Origin of the sequence: Deefgea salmonis, assembly GCF_020531905.1 — a bacterium.
GTDB classification, from domain to species: Bacteria; Pseudomonadota; Gammaproteobacteria; order Burkholderiales; family Chitinibacteraceae; genus Deefgea; species Deefgea salmonis.
In genome coordinates, this window is sequence record NZ_JAJAWG010000002.1 from 280,466 (window position 1) to 301,605 (window position 21,140).

Consider the following 21,140-nt stretch of genomic DNA (forward strand, 5'->3'; position numbering starts at 1 on the left):
GCTGATTGGCTTGCCAACGCAGCTGGTATCCATCGCGGCGTTGGCAAGCGGTGGTGCAAACTATGCGGTCAATTTATTGAGTGCGGTATACACCAGATCAGCGTCCAGTTGATTGAGGCAGTTCATATGCCCCAGCGGGCAAACGCGGGCAAAGCAGGGGCTGCATTCTAAATCAAGAGTCACAATCTTGGCTTTAATCGCCAGCGGCGGGGTAAAACTCGGTGAGCTCGAACCAAACACGGCCACTAAAGGGCGCTGTAATGCCGCGGCCACATGCATTAAACCCGAGTCATTACACACCACACTACTGGCGAGCGACATTAAATCAATCGCTTCGGCCAGACTGGTTTTGCCGGCTAAATCGAGCACTTGCGGCGCGAGCTGGCGAATTTCGCTGCAAATTTCTTGGTCTTTATTCGACCCCAATAGCCAAACTTGCTGGCCTTCGGCGATCAATCGATTGGCCAATGCTGCGGCGTGGATGGCAGGCCAGCGTTTGGCCGGGCCGTATTCTGCGCCGGGGCATATCGCCACGATCGGCGTGTCCAGACTTAAACCGAGTTTACGTACCGTGGCATCGCGCGCATCGGTGTTGATGGTGAGCACCGGAAACGGCATGGCTTCAGTGAGCGGCACGCCGGCATCGGCACCCAGAGCGTAAAAGCGCTGCGCCATTTGCGGCAGCAAAATCGGGTCTAGCTCGCGCGCATCATTGAGTAAGCCATAGCGCATTTCACCCAACCAACCGGTGCGCTGAGGGATGCCAGCCAAAAACGGCACTAAGGCCGACTTGAGTGAGTTCGGCAGCACAATCACTTGCTGGTAGCCACGCGCTTTGATTTGCCGGGCTAGCGCCCAGCGTTCACGCAATTTGAGTTCGCCGTGGGTAAATGGCGCGTCGATCAAATCGTTAATTTCGGCCATCCGCGCATGCAGCGGTCGCGTCCATGCGGGCGCGAGCACGTCGATTAGCGCATCAGGGTGGCGCGCTTTGATTCGGGCATACAGGGGTTGCGCCATAATGGCATCGCCCACCCAAGCGGGAGCGACGATGAGAATTCGTTTCAAAATTAAATTTCCTAATGACTGCGCGGTGTTAACGCGGGTCGTCACCGCGTGGCAAAGCCCTATTTTACGCCGGATCAACGACAAAAGCGGCGCATGACGCCGCTGGATGACAATGCTATTGGCGAGCGACTGTATTGGGCGTTAGCAGGCGGCGTGAAGCGCGTATTGAGAGTTCACTTTAGCGCTGCCTGTGGCCTGTTCTGCTACCGTGAGTTTCGCCAAACAGGCGGGTATATCAATGACCCTTAATGATTTCGCCAGCTTTAAGGCGATACGTCGTGCCACAGTATGGGCATTGGGCGGCACCGGTTTTGCTGACATCAAGAAACACCCGAGGATGCGAATTCCAGCTGCTCATGTCTGGCATTGGGCAATGCAGTGGCAAGTCTTTGGCCAATACTTCGATGTCTGTTTGCGATTCTTTAACGCTCATGGGGTACTCCGAATGATGTTGTTGTTAGGTGTCGCGCAGCGTAACCACGACCGTCGAGTTACGCCTTGGACTCACCCGACGTGCATTAGCAGGCAGTGAGCCAATCTGCATGATGGCTGTCACGGCCTTGAACGATATCAAAATACCGCTTTTGGATTTCAGTCGTCATCGGGCCACGGCTACCGCAACCGATTGTGCGGTTGTCGAGCTCGCGAATCGGCGTGACTTCGGCGGCGGTGCCGGTAAAGAACGCTTCGTCACAGATATACACTTCATCGCGGGTGATGCGTTTTTCGATCACTTGGACGCCCATCTCAGAGGCGATTTGGAAAATCGTATTGCGGGTAATCCCGTCCAAGCACGAGGTCAAGTCAGGCGTGTACAGCTTGCCATTGCGAACGACGAAAATATTTTCGCCCGAGCCTTCAGCGACAAAACCATCCACGTCCAGTAGTAGCGCTTCGTCGTAACCATCGGCCGCAGCTTCATCGTGCGCCATGATCGAATTCATATAATTGCCGTTGGCTTTGGCTTTGCACATCGTGACGTTGACGTGGTGGCGCGAAAAGCTCGAGGTTTTTACGCGAATGCCTTTGGCCAAACCTTCTTCACCCAAATACGCACCCCAAGGCCAAGCGGCAACGATGATGTGCACGTCTTTTTTCGGTGGCGCGATGCCGAGTTTTTCTGAACCGTAAAACGCCATTGGGCGCATATAGCCTGATTTTAAACCGTTTTCTTTAATTACCGCGATGTGCGCGGCGTTAATTTCTTCGCGGGTGAACGGCAAAGTCATATTCAGAATTTTGGCCGAATTAAATAGGCGATTGGTGTGATCTTGCAGGCGGAAGATCGCAGGGCCGGTACTGGTTTCGTAAGCGCGAACGCCTTCAAAAACGCCCATGCCGTAATGCAAAGTGTGGGTCAGCACATGGGTCGTGGCTTCGCGCCAAGGTACCATTTTGCCGTCATACCAAATAACGCCGTCGCGATCTGCCATTGACATCGATGCTCTCCTGCCTAAGTTCTGGGTTTCTAATAAAGACGGTGATTGTAACTGAAAAATAGGGGATTCTGCGTAGCGCCGTACACAGAGTTACACGCTGCTGGGGCCTGCGTAAGATTTAGGATTTAAACCCCGATTTTTGGCGCTGGCAACAGGCCCGATTTGAATTCATACCGTGGCGGCCGCAAGGTTTGGGGCGGCAGGAAAATCCAAACTATATCGGCGCATCGGCCAAAGTGCTTGCCGCGCGGGGGGCCACGGTCGGGCCACGGTCGGCAAGCACTACGCTGGATTCGGGTTTATTGTAGCGTTAGCCGCGCTTGTTCTAATTTTTGCCCGGCGAGGGTGTATTGAATAATCGCCACGCTGCCCGATAGCGCGGCAAAGTCGCCTTGGCTACTGAGTTGATTACTGCCGCTGGGGGTGAGTGTCACGCGGCGTTGTTGTTGCTTGGTTTGCAAAATCACTTCCGCGTTGGCACCACTGGTTTTAAGCGGGCGGCCGTCGTGATCTTTGAGATACAAGGTGAGCGTATCCGGGCGGTAACTGAGTTCCAGTTGATGGCCAGCAGCAGATTCTTTGACCGTGCCGCCGTGTTCGGCTTGCAGTGGGGTATCGCTGTGTGCGTAAAGAGGGGCGCAAGCTAACAGCAGGACGATCAGCAGTGGTTTAGGCATGGTGTGGGATTCTTATTGGCGGCGAAAAAAAGGCATGCGTTGCATACGCATGCCGATTGCGGTGAAGTTTAGCGATTGTTTTCGCAAAAACTATGGAAGTTTTCTGCCGTGAGTTCGAGGTCATTGTCGATGAGCACTTTGCTGGGGCGAACGCATTGTTGTTGTTTTACGCACCACGAATAGCCTTCTTCACCCACGCAGCCATGATGGTCTTTGGCCAGTTGGGTGGGCTCGGTTGTCGCGCTGGCGCTGGCCAAACCGGCAACAAGCAGGAATCCCAAACCGAGGAGTCCGTATTTTTTAGTAGAAAATTTCATGGGTATACCTCGCTATGCGTTTATTTGTGGTGTTTAGAGCTAGATACCTAATTGGAAGGCTTGACTTGCGTATTGCTGGTGCTGGCTAGTTTTCGGTGCTGAATTACCTTTTGGGTTTAGCTTATTTTGTCAGCGATTGCCAGCTTGGGCTAGGTCAATACGGGTAAGAGCTTAGCGAATAAGCCAAGCCAGCGGCAAAATTTTTGACAGCGCTTCGCACTTTTTGCGGCACATCGTACGTTGCCGCAAGCTGGCTTAGAATGACAATGTGGCGCTGACTACGCCTTGATTCGCCGCGAAAATCGCGTAAGCAGCAGCGGAAAACCAAACGTCAACCGACCCTCGGTGATCTTTACTCGTTTTATCGGGCCAGACCGAGTAAAATGCGGCCTTCACCGCCCATACTCTGATTGATATGTGGCGGTTGTTTTTTTGATACTTGGAGTGGGTCTATGTCTGAAGCTATTGCAGTTGCTCTTGTTGGGGCTGATACCCCTGCATCTCAAGCATTTTTAGATGTATTGGGTGAAATGCCATTGGCTTTGACCGCACTGTATCCTTTGTCGGATGACGAAGAAGCTGTCTCGGTTGAGTTGCGTCATCAAAGCCTGCCGATGATTGACGTTGCCAGTTTTGACTGGAAAAAAGCCGACGCAGTGGTGTTTGTTGGCGCGCCGGAATTGGCCAAACGTTACGCTCAAGCAGCGTGCGATGCCGGTGCTGCGGTGATTGATTTAACCGGGGCCACGGGCAGTCAATCCGGTAAGCCGCAACGCGGCCAAATCGTGGGTTTACCGCATGTATTGACGTCGATGATTTCTGCGCCATTGGCGGCATTGCATGCGTTGGGGGCGATTGATTTTGCTGGCGCAACGGCGATGTTGTCGGTGTCCGAAGATGGCCAAGCGGCGATTGAAGCATTGTCGATGCAAACGCGGCAATTGTTTGCGCAGCAAGAAGTTGAGCTCGCCGGTTATCCTAAACGTTTGGCGTTTAATTTATTGCCGACCGCCGATTGCGGCGAAGAGCTGCGCATCGCCGCAGAGTTGACGGCCGTGGGTACGCCGCTCAATTGCATTACGGTGAGCCGTGTACCGGTGTTTTTTGGCCACGCGGTGAGTTTGAATGTGTTGATGCACGATGAGGTGACGCTCGAGCAAATCGAGGCGGCAATCCAAGCGTCGCCAGCGCTGTATTATCTGAAAGCCGATGGCGCCGCCGGGATTGCGACGCCGCAAGACGCGATAGGTGGCGATAAAGTGTGGCTCAATCAATTGCAAGTGGCGGCTGATGGTCGTTCAGTACAAATGTGGTTGGTGGCCGATAATGCCCGCTTGCCAGCGCGCGCTGCAGTGTTGCTATTGGCTTTGCTGTAAGGCTGTTGTGTTGGTCGACATGAATAAATAGTGGCTCAGCGCCGAAAAAATGCCGTTCATCTTGCGATTGAACGGCATTTTTTATGGCTTAAATATTGGGCTTGCGGCTTAATGCCGTTCACTTAGGCCAAGTGAGCGGCATTTTTTTCCTCGATTTCATTGCAGTTGTCGCTTTTGACGCAAAGGTACAGAGAAAATCAATCGAAAAACCCTGATTTTCCTCCGCGCCTCTGCGCCTCTGCGTCAGGTTTTCAGGGTTTGTCGTTAAGTGAACTGTATTTGGGCTTGCGGCTGGGCTTATGCTTTTTCAAACCAAGCAATGCTTTCCACATGCGCCGTATGGGGGAACATATTAATCACGCCGCAGCTTTTGAGTGTGTAGCCTTTGGTGTTGACCAAAATATCGGCGTCGCGTGCCAGCGTTGCCGGGCTGCATGAGACATAAACAATGCGTTTTGGGCCGTGCTCAACACTGATCGATTGGCACAAAGCCATCGCGCCATCGCGTGGTGGATCGATCAGCATTTTGTCAAAACGACCGAGTTGATCGAGCCACTTTTCGGTCATTTCAAATAAGTTGGCGATTTCATAGCTAGTGAGGTGATCGAGTTGATTGTGGATCGCGCCTTCAAGCGCACGCTCGACCAATTGCTTACTGCCTTCCATACCCAACACTTTGGCACCGCTGCGCGCAATCGGTAGCGTGAAATTGCCCAAACCACAGAACATATCGGCAATGATTTCACCCGGTTGCGGATCGAGTAAATTCATCGCGCGCGCCACCATCACGCGATTGATTTCATAATTGACTTGGGTAAATTCAGTCGGTTTGAATGGCATTTCGATGCCAAATTCAGGCAGCGAATAGGTCAGTGCGGGCGCATCGAGCGGGTAGAGCGGGTAGGCCGAATCGGGGCCTTGCGGTTGCAGCCAGATTTGCACTTGCCAGCGATCGGCATAGGCTTTGAATAAGGCCAAATCCGCGTCGTTAATCTCCGTCATGATGCGAAACACGAGGACGGTGACATTCTCGCCGACGGCCAGCTCGATTTGCGGCATGTCGTGGGCAATCGATAGCGCGCTGATTAATTCACGCAGCGGCAATAGTTGATCCGACATGGATTGGGGTAACACATGGCACTCGCTCATATCGGCGATAAAGCCAGAGCGGCGCTCGTGAAAGCCAACCAAGACTTGTTCTTTTTTGGCGACATAGCGCGCTGAGAGTCGACCGCGCGAGCGATAAGCCCAGGCTTGGCCATAAATGGCGGGCAGCATGGTTTCGGCGCGAACCTTGCCAATGCGCCGCAGATTGTCTTCCAGAATGCGTTGTTTACTGGCCACTTGTGCGCCAAATTCCATGTGTTGCATCGAACACCCACCGCAAACGCCAAAGTGTGGGCATTTGGGCTTGACGCGCATAAAGCTGTCATTATGAATAGTCACCGCATGGGCGTTTTCAAAGCTGGGTTTTTTGCGATAACTCAGAAATGAAATCGTTTCAAAAGGTAAACCACCGTCAATAAAAATGGTTTTGCCTTGATAGCGTGCGACGCCATGGCCTTCATGGTCTAACGATTCAACCGTGGCAATGGGGTGGGTTTGGGGTGCAGATGGATTCATGACAAACTAACTTCTAATAGATAGCCCTACAGTATAACGCAGTCGATGCTGCGCTTGGTGCTGAGTCATACTCAGCGTGATTTTTGCTCAAAATCAAGGTTGGCAATGCAATTGATGCAACTCGAATCGCTACTTAATTTACGTGCACTATTAGAAGCCGATAGCTGGGATCAGTTTGCCGCCACGTTGGTGGGCGCTGTGCGAGATTCATTTACGGCCAAAAGGGTGTATTTGATTTTGCCCAATGAGTCGTTCACCAACGTGGCGATTTATGCTGAGGCCGTCATCGGCCAGCGGCCTTTGGCGTTTGCCGAGCCACAACAAGCAACCGGATTTTTTGGCGTGCCAGTCGATGAGCTGACTTGGCAAATGCGCGAACCGGCGGTGTCGATTCGGCCGGTTAGCTATCAAATGCAAGAAATCTGGGATGTGCCCGATGACGCGCCGATTGCTTTATCGCGCTTGATTTTACCGTTGCTGGCGAGCCAAGGATTGCAGGCTTTGCTTTACGTTGAGTTAAGCGATGTGGTGCGCTTACAAGCGTATTTAGATACCGCGGCATTTCGCATTGAATGCGAGGCTTTGGCCGAAATGCTGCAAGAGCGGGTGGCGGCTTTATTGTATGGACACAATTTAGAGCGCGATGAAATGACGCGCCGCCTGCAGCAAAGCTTGCAACGCGCTGAAGAGTATCGTGAGTTATTACAAAAATTACATCAAGTGACGCTGCGCCTCACTCAAACGCCCTCTTTAGATGATTTGTATCGCAACGTGGTTGCGGCGGCGATTGGTGATTTAGGCATTGATCGCGCCGCTTTATTTACGGCTGATTTGCAAACCGATGAAATGTGCGGCACCTATGGCACCGATAACAATGGTGAGTTGTGTAATGAAGCGTGGTATCGCAGCCCAACGCCGCAGCATCAAATTTTTCATGATGCTTTAGCGCAGCCGGGCGAAGTGATGGTCAAAGAAGACGCGGCGATTTATTACAATAAAGTCGTCGTTGGCCGTGGCTGGAATTCTTTAGTGGCGCTGTATGCCGACAACACTTTATTGGGTTGGATGGCGGCGGATAATTTTTTGCATCGCCGCAGCTTGATGCCGTACCAGCGCGAAGTGATGAAGCTGTTTGCGGCGATTGTGTCGCAATTGATTCGGGCCAAACAAGTACAAGAACAATTACGCCAAGCCAATGAACGGTTGTTATTGCAAAGTGATTCTTTGGCCGTGGCGCGCGATGCGGCTGAAGCGGCCAATCGGGCGAAGTCGAATTTTTTGGCGACGATGAGCCATGAAATTCGCACGCCGCTCAATGGTATTTTGGGTTTTGTGCAATTACTGGGTAATACCGCGCTCAACGCCGAGCAGGCTGAATACGTCGCCAATGTGCATAAATCCGGTGATTCATTGGTGTTGTTGGTCAATGATTTACTCGATTTTTCTAAAATTGAAGCCGGTAAACTTGAGCTGATTAAAGCGCCGTTTGAATTGGCGCAAGTGATCGAAGACGCCGCAGCCGTGTTAGCGTCGCGCGCGGTTGAAGCGCGACTCGATGTGCTGCTCGATATCGATCCGCAGCTGCCCGCTTGGTATTTTGGTGATGCTTTGCGTTTAAAGCAGGTGTTGATTAATTTAATCTCCAATGCGATTAAATTCACCGAGCATGGTTTTGTGCGCATTGCGGCGTATTGCGATCAACAACAGATTTGCATCGCAGTGCAAGACAGCGGCATTGGCATCGATATCGCCAGTGCCAATCAATTATTTCAGCGTTTTTACCAAGCCGAATCGGGCTCAACGCGGCGCTTTAGCGGCACAGGTTTGGGATTGGCGATTTCTAAATCGTTGCTGGCGTTGATGGATGGCGATATTCAGCTGCGCTCGGTGTTGGGGCAGGGCTCTGAATTTATCGTCAGCTTGCCACAGCAGCATTTGGCGCAACCGCGTGAGTTTGCCGATTATCATTTGCAAGGCAAAACCGTGCTGTGGTTGGGCAAAGCCGACGGCATTGCGCGCACGGTCTTGCCGTGTTTGGCGCGGGTAGGTGTTCGATTACTGACGACGCCGCCAGCGTCGATCAATTGCGTTGATTTATTGATGATTGAAGAGGCGCAACTGCTGCAGCTGTGGCCTCAATTGCCAAGTTTATTACTGGGCTGGCAAATGCCCGATGTGCCGCTACAGCCGCAGCAGGCTTTTTTGTGCAAAGTGGCGTTGGCCGAGCATACGGTATTGCGAACAGTGGCTGAGTTATTAAATTGTGTAGAGGTATCTGCTGCTAGACCAGTAAATAGAAAGTCTACAGTGCAATACATTGGTAAAATATTAGTCGCAGAAGACAATAAAATTAATCAGCGCGTGGTGCAGGCTTTTTTGAGCAAATTGGGCTGTCAGGTAGTGGTGGCAGAAAATGGCCGCGAAGCACTGCTGGCCGCCGATGCCGAAATCTTTGATTTGGTGCTAATGGATTGGCAAATGCCCGAAATGGACGGCTTGGCAGCAACGCGGATTTTACGCAGCCAAGCGCATACTCGCGCCTTGCCGATTATCGCCCTTACTGCCAATGCGTTTGAGCATAGCGAAAACGAATGTTTGGCGGCTGGCATGGACGGCTTTTTAGCCAAGCCGCTGAACTTAGTTAAATTGCAGCAGATCGTGGCGCAATATTTGCCCGCATCGGAGTGAGGCGTTGGCAAAATGGCGCGTGGATTGCCATCCACGCGGTGAGCGGCGTCGTTTAATTCTCTTGGGCTTCACACAGCAATGCCGCTTGCACCACGTTGCGGTTTAAGTGTGGGGCAAACAGCTCGATGAAATCGTAGCCATAACCGCGTAAATAAGCGTCTTTGCGCACGCCAATGTGCGTGGTGGAGGGCTCAAATAAATGGCTCACATCGATCGATGTAAGCTGAGTATCGCGCTCGGGCTCATACGCCATGCTGGCCAAAATACCGATCCCCAAACCGAGTCCAACATAAGTTTTAATCACATCCGAATCAATCGCGGTCAGCACAATATTGGGGTTGAGATGTTTTAGCTCAAAAGCGCGGTTAATTTTTGAGCGTCCAGCAAAAGCAAAGTCATACGTGATTAAAGGCCACGTGGCGATATCCTCCAGCGTGATCAGCCGTTGCAGTGTCGCTAAAGGATGGCCATTGGGTACGACCACAATCCGATTCCACGAATAACAATCGAGCGTGGCCAGCTCTGGGTAATGATCGATGCCTTCGGTGGCAATCGCGATATCGGCAGTGCCATCGACCACCATTTCTGAAATTTGGGTTGGATTACCTTGCTTGATCGAGAGGCGTACTTTGGGGTAACGCTGCATAAAGGCTTGAATGGTCTTGGGCAGCGCATAACGCGCTTGGGTGTGCGTGGTGGCAATAATTAAGCTGCCACCTTCAACGTTCACAAATTCTTCGCCAATGCGCTTTAGATTGCGCGATTGCATCAAAATACGCTCAGCAATCCGTAAAATTTCACGCCCCGGTGCGGTGATATCGACCACGCGTTTGCCGTTGCGAATAAAAATCTGCACGCCAAGCTCGTCTTCCAGTAAACGGATTTGCTTGGAAATCCCCGGTTGCGAGGTATGCAGTTTTTCCGCCGCTTCTGAAACATTGAGCCCTTGCTTTGCGACTTCGACCAAATAACGGAGTTGTTGTAATTTCATATCGTGGACTCGTGAAAGAATTGACTGAGAATTTTTAGTTCTAAAATCCTAACATATTTGTCTAAGGTGTTATAAGTATAATTGCTATGATGCAAGGCTGACTAAAACAGCAAAGCCAGTAGGCCTGAGGATGTAAGATGGACGTTGGAATTTTAGGCTTTGTCATTGCAGGCTTAGTCGTCGGTTTTATTGTGGGCATGACTGGCGTTGGCGGAGGCTCATTAATGACGCCGATCTTGCTCTGGTTTGGGATTCCGCCTGCCGCCGCAGTCGGCACCGACTTACTCTATGCATCCATTACCAAGGCCGGTGGTGTGTATGTGCATCAAAAAAATAACAATATTGATTGGTCGATTACCGGCTATTTATCTTTAGGCAGCGTGCCAGCGGCGGCTTTGACTTTGCTGGTGCTGCACTATCTGCATACCGATACCAAAACCTTAAATGCTGTGATTAAGCATGGTTTGGGCGTGGCCTTATTGTTTACCGCAGTGGCGATTGTGTTTAAGCAGCAAATCATCGCGTTGGCGAGCCAGCATGCGGGTGATCGCTTTAAAATGAGCGGCAGGCGTTTAAATGCATTGACGGTACTCACCGGCGTTGTACTCGGGGCGATTGTGACGTTAACGTCGATTGGCGCTGGTGCATTAGGTACGGTGGCGCTATTTTTACTGTATCCCTTGATGACCACCAAACGCTTAGTCGGCACCGAAATCGCGCATGCGGTACCGCTGACTTTAGTGGCTGGTTTAGGGCATGCCAGCATGGGCAATATGGATTGGAGTTTATTGGCGTATTTATTAATGGGCTCTTTGCCGGGTATTTATTTTGGCAGTCATTTATCGGGCGTGATTTCTGATCGTGTGTTGCGGCCTTGCTTGGCTACCATGCTGGTATTCATTGGCTACAAACTGATATTTTAATTTTGGGGTTTATTATGGATTTTTCGCAAAAATTAGCGCAGACCATCGCTTTATTAGAACGGATTGCAGCGCAATATAGTCCAGCTACATTCGCTAATTCTTTTGGCGCTGAAGATATGGTGATTACGCATTTATTAGCTAAGCAAAATGTCGCCGTGAGTATATTTAGTCTCGATACTGGCCGTTTACCCAGCGAAACCTATACCTTGATGCAAAAAGTAGCCGAGCAATATCCATCGCACCCCATTACGGTGTATTTCCCACAAACGGCGGCGGTTGAGCAGTATGTCAATAGCAATGGCATCAATGCATTTTATAACTCGGTTGAACTGAGAAAGTCCTGCTGCCATATTCGTAAAATTGAGCCTTTACAACGCGCTTTGCAAGGCAAAAAAGCCTGGATTACCGGTTTACGCCGTGAGCAATCGCCAACGCGCACCGATTTAGCGTCGCAAGAATTTGATGCCGGTAATGGCTTAGAAAAATTTAATCCTTTGCTCGAATGGACTGAAAAAGAAGTCTGGGCTTTTATTCGCGACAATCAAATCCCTTATAACGCGCTACACGATCAGCACGTGCCTTCAATTGGTTGCGCACCCTGTACCCGACCGATTGCAATGGGTGAGGATATTCGTGCCGGTCGCTGGTGGTGGGAAAATCCAGAAAATAAAGAATGCGGTTTGCACGTGAAAGACAGCGCGGTGAGTCTACTTAAATAACGGGTTTTAGATCAATCGATTGCAGTCGGCTTTAAACTTTTATCGGTCAGCTGATTATGTTTGCAAACAAACGCCCGAGTGATCGGGCGTTTTTCTTGTCTGGTGTAATTGACAAGTTAGGCAGGTCTCACTAAATTGGTATGCTTATTTCGGCGCACTGTAAATTAAATGTAATCTTAAAAGCGCAATTTAATTGATGTGCTGAACGCGTTTAATTGAAAATAATATCAAGTGGTCTGCAAGTTCTAAGCTAATTCGCTCTTTTGGGGAGGGCGGCTTCTCAACGCATATAGGATAAAAAAAATGAGCTCTATTCAATACTTAATCGGCGTGGATGGCGGTGGTACCGGAACACGAATTTGTATCGCAGGTTTGGATGGTGTGGAAAAAGTGCGCGCTCAAGCGGGCCCTTCTGCACTAGGACAGGGCATAGAAAAAGCTTGGCACAATATTACACAGGCGATTGTAGAAGGCTTTAAAGCTATTGGTGTGAATGAGCCAGACTTTGCGCAGTGTGCGGTTGGTTTTGGTTTGTCTGGCGTTACAGTTAAGGCCTGGGCCGATGCGTTTGCCAGTCAAAACCCGGGTTTTGCCAAAGTGGTGATTGAAACTGATGGCTATTCCACATTATTGGGCGCACACAATGGCCAGCATGGCGGCATTATTGCGATTGGAACCGGCTCGATTGGTGAGGCGTGGCTTAGCGATGGTACGCGCTTAGAGGTTGGCGGTTGGGGTTTTCCAACTTCAGACGAAGGCTCTGGCGCTTATTTGGGTTTAAAAGCCATTAACCATGTGCAACGCTTAATGGATGGTCGTCGCCCAATGACGGCATTTGGCCAAAAACTGTTGTCGATTACGGGTGATACCCGTGAACAAGTATTCGCCTGGATGGGCACAATGAAGCAAAGCGAATGCGCGTCTTTGTCGCCAATCGTGCTGGAGTTTGCCGATACCGATGAATTTGCCAAAGCATTTGTATTGGATGCCGGCCGCGAAATTGAAAATATCGCCAGCGCTTTACGTGCCAGCGCAGCTGATTTACCGATTGCGATTTGTGGCGGGGGTTTGTCCGAGGCATTGCGTCCATATATGCCAAGTGACTTTTTGGCGAGTACGACGCGCGCGCAAAAAGATTCATGTGCCGGTGCTTTAATCTTAATTACGCGTGAATTTAAGTAATTCAGGAGTAGGGGATGCAAAATCAAAACAAGCTTTTGGTGCTCAAGCCCGATAGTGACAGTGCAACACCATTGTATTTGCAGTTTGGGCATAAGCTTGCTGCCGCCATTCATGCTGGATTTTGGAAAGCGGATGATCCCCTGCCTTCAGAGCGCACCTTTTGCGATGTGCTCGGCATTTCACGCGTCACGGCCCGTAAAGCACTTGATTTATTACTTGAGCAAGGCTTGATTATTCGTCGCCAAGGTTCTGGCACCTATATCACGCCAAAGTTAGAGCAGCCACTCACTCGGCTGACTAATTTATCTGAAATGCTTAAGCAGCGCGGCTTTCGCCCATCTTCCAAATGGCTAAAGCGTGAATTGGCCTTGGCTGGATCAGAAGAGTTGTTGCGCCTGAATCTCACGCCCAATAGTCGTGTAGTGCACTTAGAGCGCTTACGTTTTGCCAATGACGTGGTGATGGCGGTGGAATTCACCGCTTTGCCCTATCACTACGTGCCTGAACCAGAAAAAATCGGCGAGTCTTTATATGAATACATGCGAGACGCCAATTTGACTGTGGTACGGGCGATTCAAAACATTGGCGCAGTTAATGCTTCAGAAGAAATGGCACAACTTACCGGCGTACCCACCGGCACGGCGATGTTACATCTCACGCGAGTTGGTTATTTAGAAGATGGCACGGCGATAGAACTCACGCATTCGTGGTTTCGTAGCGATTATTACGATTTTGTGGTGGAGTTATATCGCTAAAGATCGGCTACTCCGGTTTTTTAATGGCGTACGGCGAAGGCCGATACGCCATTTTTATTGCAGGGTGTTGCAAGGAAGATACAAAAAAATACATTGGTAACTTTACACATACAGTGTGATTTTTGCACAAAACTTGAACAGTGTTTACTAATTTCGCGATTGATTTGTCAGTAAGAATGTATTTTTTTGTATAAAAATGCCAAAAACATAAGGGATTTCCTACATTTTTAGACTTTGCTTACGCGATATTTCCTTGTTTTGTAGTGCTTTTTCTTAAAACGCAAATAGGCTAAATGTAGTTTTAAAAAAGCATTAGGGCTTTTGCCTACAGATTTTTCTTATTGAGTTGATCTCGGATATTGGGCTGGCAGAGCGAGCTCTGATGGCCGCGCCAGCGCAAGCGCAAGCGTGCCCTTAGTGACAATGTTCACTCATCTGGTGAATTACGGTAATCTAGATTCCGTAGTGTGAACCCAGTGGCTTACGAAAAAAACGCTAGCCGCCGAGTGATCAAGGCGGTTTGATGAAATTAAAAGTATGGATCGCATTCAGAAGATTGCAATCTGTGAAAAGAAAATCATCAGTGCGGCTTGACGTGGGGTTACTCTGAAATTTGTTCTGGTTTACGTTGTTGTTGATTTGCGCCTTTTTCCTGCGACCTTGTGTTGCTCGTATTCAATGTTAAATGTTAGGAGTTGTTATGAACTTTAAACGTTCCGTTCTTGTTGGTGCTGCCCTGTTTGCGGCTTCTGTTGTATCAGCTCAAGCTGCGACTAAAGTTGAGTTCTGGTCTCACTCTTTGGCTCCAACTTACGATGCATACCACAAAGAACTTGTGGCTAAATTCAACAGTTCACAAAAAGAAATCGACTTAACTTGGAAAGACCTTGGTTGGGGCGCAATGAAGCCAGCAATCGTTGCTGCTGTTGCTGAAGGTAATGTTCCAGGATTGGCATTGGTTCCGACTGACTGGATGAACGAAATGGCGCCTAAGCTATTGACGCCAGTAACTAAAATCATTGCGCCATTCAAAGGTCAATACACTGATGCAGCTTTGGCTAATGCCACGGTTGACGGTCAAATCTACGGCTTCCCATCGTACCAAGTTACTGCCGTTATGGTTTACAACAAAGACATGTTGGCTAAAGCTGGCGTGAAACCAGAATTCAAAACTTTGGATGATGTATTTAACGCATCGAAACAAATCAAAGCAAAAACTGGCAAACCAGGCTGGGCTTCTAAGCTTCAAGACGGTTTCCAAGGCTGGTTCATGTTTGAAGGTTTGCCTATCGTTTCAGGTGGCAAAGCCGTATTTAACAGCCCAAAACACGTAGCTTTAGTTCAAAAATTTGCTGATGCATACAAAGAAGGCACCATCGTTAAAGATGTGAACCTTGACTTTGACAAGCAAATCGCTGGCTTTGCTAACGGTAGCTTCGCCATGTTCGCTGAAGGCGGCCATGCAGTTAAGAAAATTAAAGATGCCAACCCAGCAGCCTACGCTGCAGCGGATGTAACGACTTTCCCATTGGGTGACAATGGCAAGTTCGCATTCGGCGGCTGGACTACGATGTACGTTGTGCCAAAAGGTCAAAAAGACTTGGCTTCTGTCGCTAAAGTAGCTCAGTTCATCACTGGCGAAGAAGCACAAGCGATGTTCTCTAAAGCGTCTTACACTTTTGCATCGACTAAAAACGCCAATGCAATCGTAGCTAAAGACGTTGCAATGAACGATGACAAAGATCCAGGTAAAAAAGCCTTCAAAATGGGTGGTTCTGTCATTAGCAAAACTCGCCACTTCATGTTGAAAGATTTGCCAGCGGGTGCTGATGAAGCTGCTTTGGGTAAAGTAATGAACGACAAGATCGATGCTGCGATCCAAGGTCGTATCCCAGTTAAGCAAGCTTTGGATGAAGCTGTTGCTGCTTGGAACGTTCAATTCGCTAAATAATATTTAGTTAATTAAAAAAAGCGGTAATGCGTTATGCATTACCGCTTTTTTGTGCGCTGCAAAAATGAAATTGCAGTACTTAATTAGTCTTTACTAATGAAGTAAATAAACGCGCACCAAAATGTTGCGCAATTATCAAAAATAGCAGCGCTTGTTGTGATGCTTATTTTTTGTGGTTTGTACTATAGATTTTTTAGTTACAATTGACTTGTTTAAAAAACACAATGCAAATGTGCAAAATTTGTATTGCTTAAGTTATAATCTCTGTTCTGAATGTCACATGGGTTTGGTTAATATCAAGTCACAAAATGTGTGGATTGAGTTATTATCTATCTTGTCTGTAACGCACTGAAGAGTCGAAACGTGAAAAACTCCAATTTGTTAGCCTATTTCTTCTTGGCACCTGCCTTGATCTTTATGGGTGTTTTTGTTTTTTGGCCGGTGGGTTTTAACACCTATTTGGCTTTTCATACCTACGAAATTGCAGGTGGTGCAACAGAGTGGAATAACTTTGAGAATTTTAAATATATTTGGGAAGAACCACTATTTCATTCCGCAGTTAAAAATTCATTATTATTTTTGATTGTTGTGCCAGTAATTCAATTGGCATCTTTATTGATTGCTAAGCTAGTCAATAATAAATTAGTCGGCATGACTTTCTTTCGTGCGGTTTACTACATTCCTGTAATTACTGCAATTTCCATTGCCGGTGTGGTGTGGTCATTTGTATTTAATTACACCGGTATGCTGAATGCCATTCTTTCTAGCGTGGGTCATTTCTTGCATTTAATGCCAGAAACCAAAATGGTAGAAATCGATTGGCTTGGCGATCCAAAATATGCCATGTATTCAATTATGGTCTTTACCTTCTGGAAAGGGATTGGCTATTACATGGTGCTCTACCTCGCAGGCCTGCAAGCAATCCCGGCTGAAGTAGAAGAAGCGGCGATTTTGGATGGTGCAACCGTTTGGGATCGTTTCTGGAAAATCACCGTACCGATGGTTAAGCCAACGATTTTGCTGTGTACCATGCTGTCAACGATTGGCGCATTAAAAGTGTTCCAAGAAGTGGTGGTGTTAACCGGTGGTAAAGCCGATACCTATACCGCGCTCTTTTATGTTTACGATCAAGCGTTTAAACAATATAACTTCGGTGTTTCCGCTGCAGCGGGTCTAGTCGTGACATTCTTTTGTATGCTTCTGGCCATGGCTCAATTTCGCTTCTTTGGCGAAAAACAATAAGAATATCGAGGAGAATTGTTATGTTTAAGAGTAAAACACTGACTCGTGCTCTGGTCATGGGCAGTCAGTATGCAAGCTTGATTTTATTTGCCTTGTTTACGACGTTTCCGCTGCTTTGGGCTTTGTCGTTTGGTTTGTCGACCGATGGTTCAACGGCCTATTTGTTCCCGCAAGGCTTTATTCCGCACATTGCTGATGCGGAAGGTAATTACAATCTCGGCGTGACACTTAGCTGGTTTGAACGGGTTTTTGTTGAGATTCCATTCTCTACCTACTTCAAAAACTCGATGATTATGTCGACGGCGTCGGTATTGGGAACGGTGCTGATTTCGGTCTTAGCTGCATATCCATTGTCGCGAATGAGGTTCTTTGGGCGTAATTTCATCTTTATCGCCATTATTGCGACGATGATGTTGCCATCAGAAGCGAGCTTGGTGCCGAACTACATCACGGTGACGACTTTGGGTCGTTGGGCCAATTCATTGCAAGCCATGCTCGGTAGTGATGCCGAAACTTGGCGTCGTTTTGTCGGCATTAACAGCTACTTTGCGGCGATTGCCCCTGGTTTGGCCGGCGCTTTTGGTATTTTCTTGATGAAGCAAGCGTTTGAAGCGGTGCCACAAGATTTGATCGACGCCGCCCGTGTTGATGGCGCGACTGAAATGCAAATCTTATGGCGCATCATGTTGCCAGTGACAACGCCTTCAATTGCGGCTTTGAGTATCTTTACTTTGGTGAATGCGTGGAATGACTTCTTGTGGCCATCGATTATCATGCGCTCGAAAGAAATGCAGCCTTTGGCGGTCGGGGTCTTTAACGATTTGACCGGCCCATTGTCAGGCTCACAAAACACACTGATGGCGGCCATTGTATTGACTGTTATTCCAGTATTGATTTTCTTCTCCTTTACTCAGCGCTACTTTATCTCTGGTATGGATGGCGCGGTTAAATAAGATGCTCTTGTATTGGCGCTTTACAAAATACCCAATTCAGAATTAAGGAATATTAAAAATGGCTAGCATTACCCTTAAAAATATTAAAAAGAACTACACCAAAGACGTTTGTGTGATCAAAGGTGTTGATTTAGAGATTAAAGACGGCGAGTTCGTCGTATTTGTAGGTCCATCAGGCTGCGGTAAATCGACCTTGATGCGCATGATTGCTGGTTTGGAAGACATCACCGCCGGTGAGCTTTACATTGGCGACACCTTGTCCAATGACTTGCACGCCTCAAAACGCGGTATCGCGATGGTGTTCCAGTCTTACGCTTTGTATCCGCACATGAGCGTGTATGACAATATGGCTTTTGCCTTGAAGCTAGCTGGCACACCAAAACCAGAAATCGATCAACGGGTTAAAAAAGCCGCTGACATTTTGCAAATGACGCATTTGCTAGAACGTAAACCAAAAGCGTTGTCCGGTGGTCAGCGTCAACGGGTGGCGATTGGTCGGGCGATTGTGCGTAATCCAAAAGTGTTCTTATTGGATGAGCCATTGTCGAATTTAGATGCTTCACTGCGTTTGAACATGCGGGTTGAATTGTCAAAACTGCACCAAGAACTCAAAACCACCATGCTGTATGTGACGCATGATCAAGTGGAAGCGATGACGTTGGCGGATCGTATTGTGGTGTTTAATGCCGGTATCATTCAGCAAGTGGGTAGCCCGCTTGAAATGTATGAAAACCCATCGAACTTATTCGTTGCTAGTTTCTTGGGTTCACCAAAAATGAACTTATTTGAAGCGCAATTGGTTGGCGTTGAGCAAGATGCTGCCGTAGTTCGCTTGCCAAAAGGCATTACAGCGCGCGCAGCGGTACACCCAGGTAGCGCCAAAGTGGGCGATAAAGTGACTTTGGGGATTCGTCCAGAGCACATTGAATTGGCCGACGAAAGCGTTGCCGGTTCAATCCCAGCTAAAGTGGATTTGGTTGAACATTTGGGCGACACCGTTTTGGCTTATGTTGAAATCCCTGGCGTAAATGAAATCATTTGCATGAAATTGCCAGCACATATGACCGGCCTGAAGTTTGGCGATATGGTTCGCATCGTGTTCCCAGAGAAACACAGCATGCTGTTTGATGCTGAAGGTTTGGCATTTAAACGCAATCGTTAAACGCAGCAGCATAAAAAAACCCGCAATGCGTATTGCGGGTTTTTTTTATGCCCAATGTTTTGGGTAATGCCATTACATTGATACTCGATATGAAAATAACTACTGAGCAGGGCTCGGTGACAAACGATGAATCGCTTCAATTTCGGCCAGCAAGCTGTCACTTAATGTGAGTTGACTGCTGGCGATATTTTCAGCGAGCTGCGCCATCGTGGTGGCACCAATAATGGTACTGGCCACATACCAACGGCTTTGCAGCCAAGCCAAAGCCATCTGGGCGGGATTGATTTGGTGACGCTCGGCCAAAGCAGTAAAGGCGGCAATTGCGGCGGGCACTTGTGGTTTTAAATAGCGCTGACCAAAATTGGCAAAGCGCGTCATGCGGCCATCCGCCTTGGCGTCGTGTAAATACTTGCCACTGAGTAAACCAAAAGCCAGTGGGCTATACGCCAACAAACTCACTTGCTCACGATGGCAAACCTCAGCCAAACCATAGTCATATGTGCGGTTGATCAGATTGTAAACATTCTGAATCGTCGCAATCCGTGGCAATTGATATTGCTCGGCTAGCCGCGTCATGGCCATCACGCCCCATGGCGTTTCATTGGAAACGCCGACATAACGGACCTTTCCCTGATCGACCAATTCTTTGAGCGCCGCTAATTGCGCGTGTAACTCAGGTGCATCGGGATATTCTTGGCTCGGCTCGTAATAAGTTTGCCCAAACATCGGTACATGCCGTGCTGGCCAGTGCAATTGATACAGGTCGATATAGTCGGTATTGAGCCGCAGCAGGCTGGCATCACAGGCTGCAAGGATATGCCCCCTGGTGAGTTGCGGGCCACCGCGAATCCATTCCATGCCGCGATTGGGGCCAGCTACTTTGGTGGCAACAATCAACTGATCGCGAGGCTGCTGTTTAAGCCAGCTGCCGACATAGGATTCGGTTAAGCCTTGGGTTTTTCCATTGGCTGGCACCGGATACATTTCGGCGGTATCAATAAAGTTAATCCCGTGCGAGCGCGCAAAATCCAGCTGGGCATGCGCCTGATTTTCGGTATTTTGCTCGCCATAAGTCATCGTGCCTAAGCATAGGCTGGACACGGTTAAATCCGTGCCGGGTAAGGTTTTCATCTGCATATGATTTATTTCGCTGAAGTAAAGGCGCTCAGGCGATAGCCCGCAGCACGTAGTTTTGCTAGTAAACCCTCTTTGCCGGGTAATTGGGCCGCGCTAATGCCAACGAAAGAATCGCCTTTTTCAAATGGAATTTGAAGGCGCTGGACGATGACTGTATTACGTTGATTGAAGGTATCGGTGCGCCACTGGCGATACCAAGCACGATCTGCTTCGGGTAGCGCCAATGCTTCGATTTGCAATAATTTTTGGATTTGATTTAAATCTTGCTTTAAATAAGCCGCAACAATTAGTTTGTAATTTTGCTCCAGCTTGGCTTCATTTTTAATCAGCGTTTTGAGTAATGGAATTTGTTTTGCCGTTGGAATGGCTTGGTAGGGCGCTAATTGCTGCTCAACACTTTCAATGCCAAAATATTTACGGCCATTTTCCATTGAATATTTGAGTAAACGATCATCCATTGGAATTAAATCTTTAGCCGGGCGCGGCGACAGTAACATCATAATCGCTGCCCACGGCTTTAATTTGGCCGTCACCGATGCAGGATAGCCACGGCTTTCAATTAAAGGTAATAATTTAGCATAATCGGCCGCGCCTAAAGTTTGCGCTAAGCTGGGTTTTTCATCGAGCATGGCGTGCGCCATATCCACCACTGAATTAATATCATTATGAAATTCAGTGCCAATATATTTAGCACCACCGAGTGCCGCCATGGTTGAGGGCGTAAATTCAGCGGCTTGGCCATCGGTGGTTTGAATGGTGGCTAATATCCATGACGGTGGTGTATTGGCTTTTTCAACTTTCCATAAAATGGCGGATTGATCGCCTTGATCGGCCAATGCCGGTGGCACCACAGTAAAACTAAGTGCGGTCATTGCGGCAAATAATGATGAGCTAAATCGAGCAAGCATTAGAGCGAACCTAGTAAAAATAGATAGAT

The 21,140-nt window shown here is 48.6% G+C and carries 19 protein-coding genes; 10 read left to right on the top strand and 9 right to left on the bottom strand.

The genetic code is table 11. The features are described from left to right. Positions 1–60 precede the first annotated feature (60 nt). The 5 genes from waaF to LG219_RS05005 form a co-directional block, all read right to left on the bottom strand. Positions 61–1,068: a lipopolysaccharide heptosyltransferase II gene (waaF, locus tag LG219_RS04985; protein ID WP_250647185.1), complete on the bottom strand. Its 1,008-nt coding sequence runs from the start codon at positions 1,066–1,068 to the stop codon at positions 61–63. A 235-nt stretch (positions 1,069–1,303) separates the two neighbouring features. Further along, entirely contained in the window at positions 1,304–1,501 is a 198-nt protein-coding gene (locus tag LG219_RS04990) for a zinc-finger domain-containing protein (protein WP_226763432.1), read from the bottom strand. 85 nt (positions 1,502–1,586) lie between these two features. Further along, on the bottom strand, positions 1,587–2,507 hold the full coding sequence (locus tag LG219_RS04995; protein ID WP_226763433.1) for a branched-chain amino acid transaminase: 921 nt from the start codon (positions 2,505–2,507) through the stop codon (positions 1,587–1,589). A 299-nt stretch (positions 2,508–2,806) separates the two neighbouring features. Further along, a complete protein-coding gene (locus LG219_RS05000; protein ID WP_226763434.1) occupies positions 2,807–3,184 on the bottom strand; it encodes a hypothetical protein in 378 nt (125 codons plus the stop codon). A gap of 68 nt (positions 3,185–3,252) precedes the next feature. After that, positions 3,253–3,501, bottom strand: a complete 249-nt coding sequence (locus LG219_RS05005) for a hypothetical protein (protein WP_226763435.1) — start codon at positions 3,499–3,501, stop codon at positions 3,253–3,255. A 452-nt stretch (positions 3,502–3,953) separates the two neighbouring features. Between LG219_RS05005 and LG219_RS05010 the strand changes: the two genes are divergently transcribed. Then, on the top strand, positions 3,954–4,877 hold the full coding sequence (locus LG219_RS05010; protein WP_226763436.1) for an Asd/ArgC dimerization domain-containing protein: 924 nt from the start codon (positions 3,954–3,956) through the stop codon (positions 4,875–4,877). Between the two features lie 297 nt (positions 4,878–5,174). On the opposite strand, the gene rlmD is transcribed toward LG219_RS05010, so the two are convergent. After that, on the bottom strand, positions 5,175–6,500 hold the full coding sequence (gene rlmD / locus LG219_RS05015; protein WP_226763437.1) for a 23S rRNA (uracil(1939)-C(5))-methyltransferase RlmD: 1,326 nt from the start codon (positions 6,498–6,500) through the stop codon (positions 5,175–5,177). Between the two features lie 105 nt (positions 6,501–6,605). Between rlmD and LG219_RS05020 the strand changes: the two genes are divergently transcribed. Beyond that, positions 6,606–9,188, top strand: a complete 2,583-nt coding sequence (locus LG219_RS05020; RefSeq protein WP_226763438.1) for a hybrid sensor histidine kinase/response regulator — start codon at positions 6,606–6,608, stop codon at positions 9,186–9,188. Positions 9,189–9,240: 52 nt separating this feature from the next. On the opposite strand, the gene cysB is transcribed toward LG219_RS05020, so the two are convergent. Next, positions 9,241–10,179 carry an HTH-type transcriptional regulator CysB gene (gene cysB / locus LG219_RS05025; protein WP_226763439.1) on the bottom strand — a complete coding sequence of 313 codons (939 nt, stop codon included), beginning with the start codon at positions 10,177–10,179 and terminating at the stop codon, positions 9,241–9,243. A gap of 137 nt (positions 10,180–10,316) precedes the next feature. On the opposite strand from cysB, the gene LG219_RS05030 reads away from it, so the two are divergent. The 8 genes from LG219_RS05030 to LG219_RS05065 all read left to right on the top strand — a co-directional run bounded on the left by LG219_RS05030 (position 10,317) and on the right by LG219_RS05065 (position 19,066). Then, entirely contained in the window at positions 10,317–11,102 is a 786-nt protein-coding gene (locus LG219_RS05030) for a sulfite exporter TauE/SafE family protein (protein ID WP_226763440.1), read from the top strand. A gap of 14 nt (positions 11,103–11,116) precedes the next feature. Beyond that, complete coding sequence (locus tag LG219_RS05035; RefSeq protein ID WP_226763441.1) at positions 11,117–11,821, top strand: phosphoadenylyl-sulfate reductase; 705 nt, start codon at positions 11,117–11,119, stop codon at positions 11,819–11,821. A gap of 303 nt (positions 11,822–12,124) precedes the next feature. Then, on the top strand, positions 12,125–13,003 hold the full coding sequence (locus tag LG219_RS05040) for a glucosamine kinase nucleotide-binding domain-containing protein (RefSeq protein WP_226763442.1): 879 nt from the start codon (positions 12,125–12,127) through the stop codon (positions 13,001–13,003). 14 nt (positions 13,004–13,017) lie between these two features. Then, entirely contained in the window at positions 13,018–13,758 is a 741-nt protein-coding gene (locus tag LG219_RS05045; protein WP_226763443.1) for a GntR family transcriptional regulator, read from the top strand. A 700-nt stretch (positions 13,759–14,458) separates the two neighbouring features. Continuing rightward, on the top strand, positions 14,459–15,709 hold the full coding sequence (locus tag LG219_RS05050) for an ABC transporter substrate-binding protein (protein ID WP_226763444.1): 1,251 nt from the start codon (positions 14,459–14,461) through the stop codon (positions 15,707–15,709). A 363-nt stretch (positions 15,710–16,072) separates the two neighbouring features. Continuing rightward, the gene (locus LG219_RS05055; protein WP_226763445.1) at positions 16,073–16,951 is read left to right on the top strand and encodes a carbohydrate ABC transporter permease; all 879 of its coding nucleotides are present in this window, start codon (positions 16,073–16,075) and stop codon (positions 16,949–16,951) included. A 20-nt stretch (positions 16,952–16,971) separates the two neighbouring features. Further along, positions 16,972–17,904, top strand: coding sequence for a carbohydrate ABC transporter permease (locus tag LG219_RS05060; protein WP_226763446.1), 933 nt, complete (start codon positions 16,972–16,974; stop codon positions 17,902–17,904). A 58-nt stretch (positions 17,905–17,962) separates the two neighbouring features. Beyond that, the gene (locus LG219_RS05065) at positions 17,963–19,066 is read left to right on the top strand and encodes an ABC transporter ATP-binding protein (protein ID WP_226763447.1); all 1,104 of its coding nucleotides are present in this window, start codon (positions 17,963–17,965) and stop codon (positions 19,064–19,066) included. Between the two features lie 99 nt (positions 19,067–19,165). Here the strand turns inward: LG219_RS05065 and LG219_RS05070 are convergent, their stop codons facing one another. Then, positions 19,166–20,203, bottom strand: coding sequence for an aldo/keto reductase (locus tag LG219_RS05070; RefSeq protein ID WP_226763448.1), 1,038 nt, complete (start codon positions 20,201–20,203; stop codon positions 19,166–19,168). Positions 20,204–20,208: 5 nt separating this feature from the next. Next, on the bottom strand, positions 20,209–21,111 hold the full coding sequence (locus LG219_RS05075; protein WP_226763449.1) for a TraB/GumN family protein: 903 nt from the start codon (positions 21,109–21,111) through the stop codon (positions 20,209–20,211). Positions 21,112–21,140: the final 29 nt, after the last annotated feature.

Bases quoted from the DNA above. Each gene is read 5' to 3' on its own strand.
- LG219_RS04990 (WP_226763432.1), bottom strand. From the start codon at position 1,501: ATGAGCGTTAAAGAATCGCAAACAGACATCGAAGTATTGGCCAAAGAC.
- LG219_RS05040 (WP_226763442.1), top strand. From the start codon at position 12,125: ATGAGCTCTATTCAATACTTAATCGGCGTGGATGGCGGTGGTACCGGA.
- LG219_RS05010 (WP_226763436.1), top strand. From the start codon at position 3,954: ATGTCTGAAGCTATTGCAGTTGCTCTTGTTGGGGCTGATACCCCTGCA.
- LG219_RS05000 (WP_226763434.1), bottom strand. From the start codon at position 3,184: ATGCCTAAACCACTGCTGATCGTCCTGCTGTTAGCTTGCGCCCCTCTT.
- LG219_RS05075 (WP_226763449.1), bottom strand. From the start codon at position 21,111: ATGCTTGCTCGATTTAGCTCATCATTATTTGCCGCAATGACCGCACTT.
- LG219_RS05030 (WP_226763440.1), top strand. From the start codon at position 10,317: ATGGACGTTGGAATTTTAGGCTTTGTCATTGCAGGCTTAGTCGTCGGT.
- LG219_RS04995 (WP_226763433.1), bottom strand. From the start codon at position 2,507: ATGTCAATGGCAGATCGCGACGGCGTTATTTGGTATGACGGCAAAATG.
- LG219_RS05005 (WP_226763435.1), bottom strand. From the start codon at position 3,501: ATGAAATTTTCTACTAAAAAATACGGACTCCTCGGTTTGGGATTCCTG.
- LG219_RS05020 (WP_226763438.1), top strand. From the start codon at position 6,606: ATGCAATTGATGCAACTCGAATCGCTACTTAATTTACGTGCACTATTA.
- LG219_RS05050 (WP_226763444.1), top strand. From the start codon at position 14,459: ATGAACTTTAAACGTTCCGTTCTTGTTGGTGCTGCCCTGTTTGCGGCT.
- LG219_RS05070 (WP_226763448.1), bottom strand. From the start codon at position 20,203: ATGCAGATGAAAACCTTACCCGGCACGGATTTAACCGTGTCCAGCCTA.
- cysB (WP_226763439.1), bottom strand. From the start codon at position 10,179: ATGAAATTACAACAACTCCGTTATTTGGTCGAAGTCGCAAAGCAAGGG.
- LG219_RS05035 (WP_226763441.1), top strand. From the start codon at position 11,117: ATGGATTTTTCGCAAAAATTAGCGCAGACCATCGCTTTATTAGAACGG.
- rlmD (WP_226763437.1), bottom strand. From the start codon at position 6,500: ATGAATCCATCTGCACCCCAAACCCACCCCATTGCCACGGTTGAATCG.
- LG219_RS05060 (WP_226763446.1), top strand. From the start codon at position 16,972: ATGTTTAAGAGTAAAACACTGACTCGTGCTCTGGTCATGGGCAGTCAG.
- LG219_RS05045 (WP_226763443.1), top strand. From the start codon at position 13,018: ATGCAAAATCAAAACAAGCTTTTGGTGCTCAAGCCCGATAGTGACAGT.
- LG219_RS05065 (WP_226763447.1), top strand. From the start codon at position 17,963: ATGGCTAGCATTACCCTTAAAAATATTAAAAAGAACTACACCAAAGAC.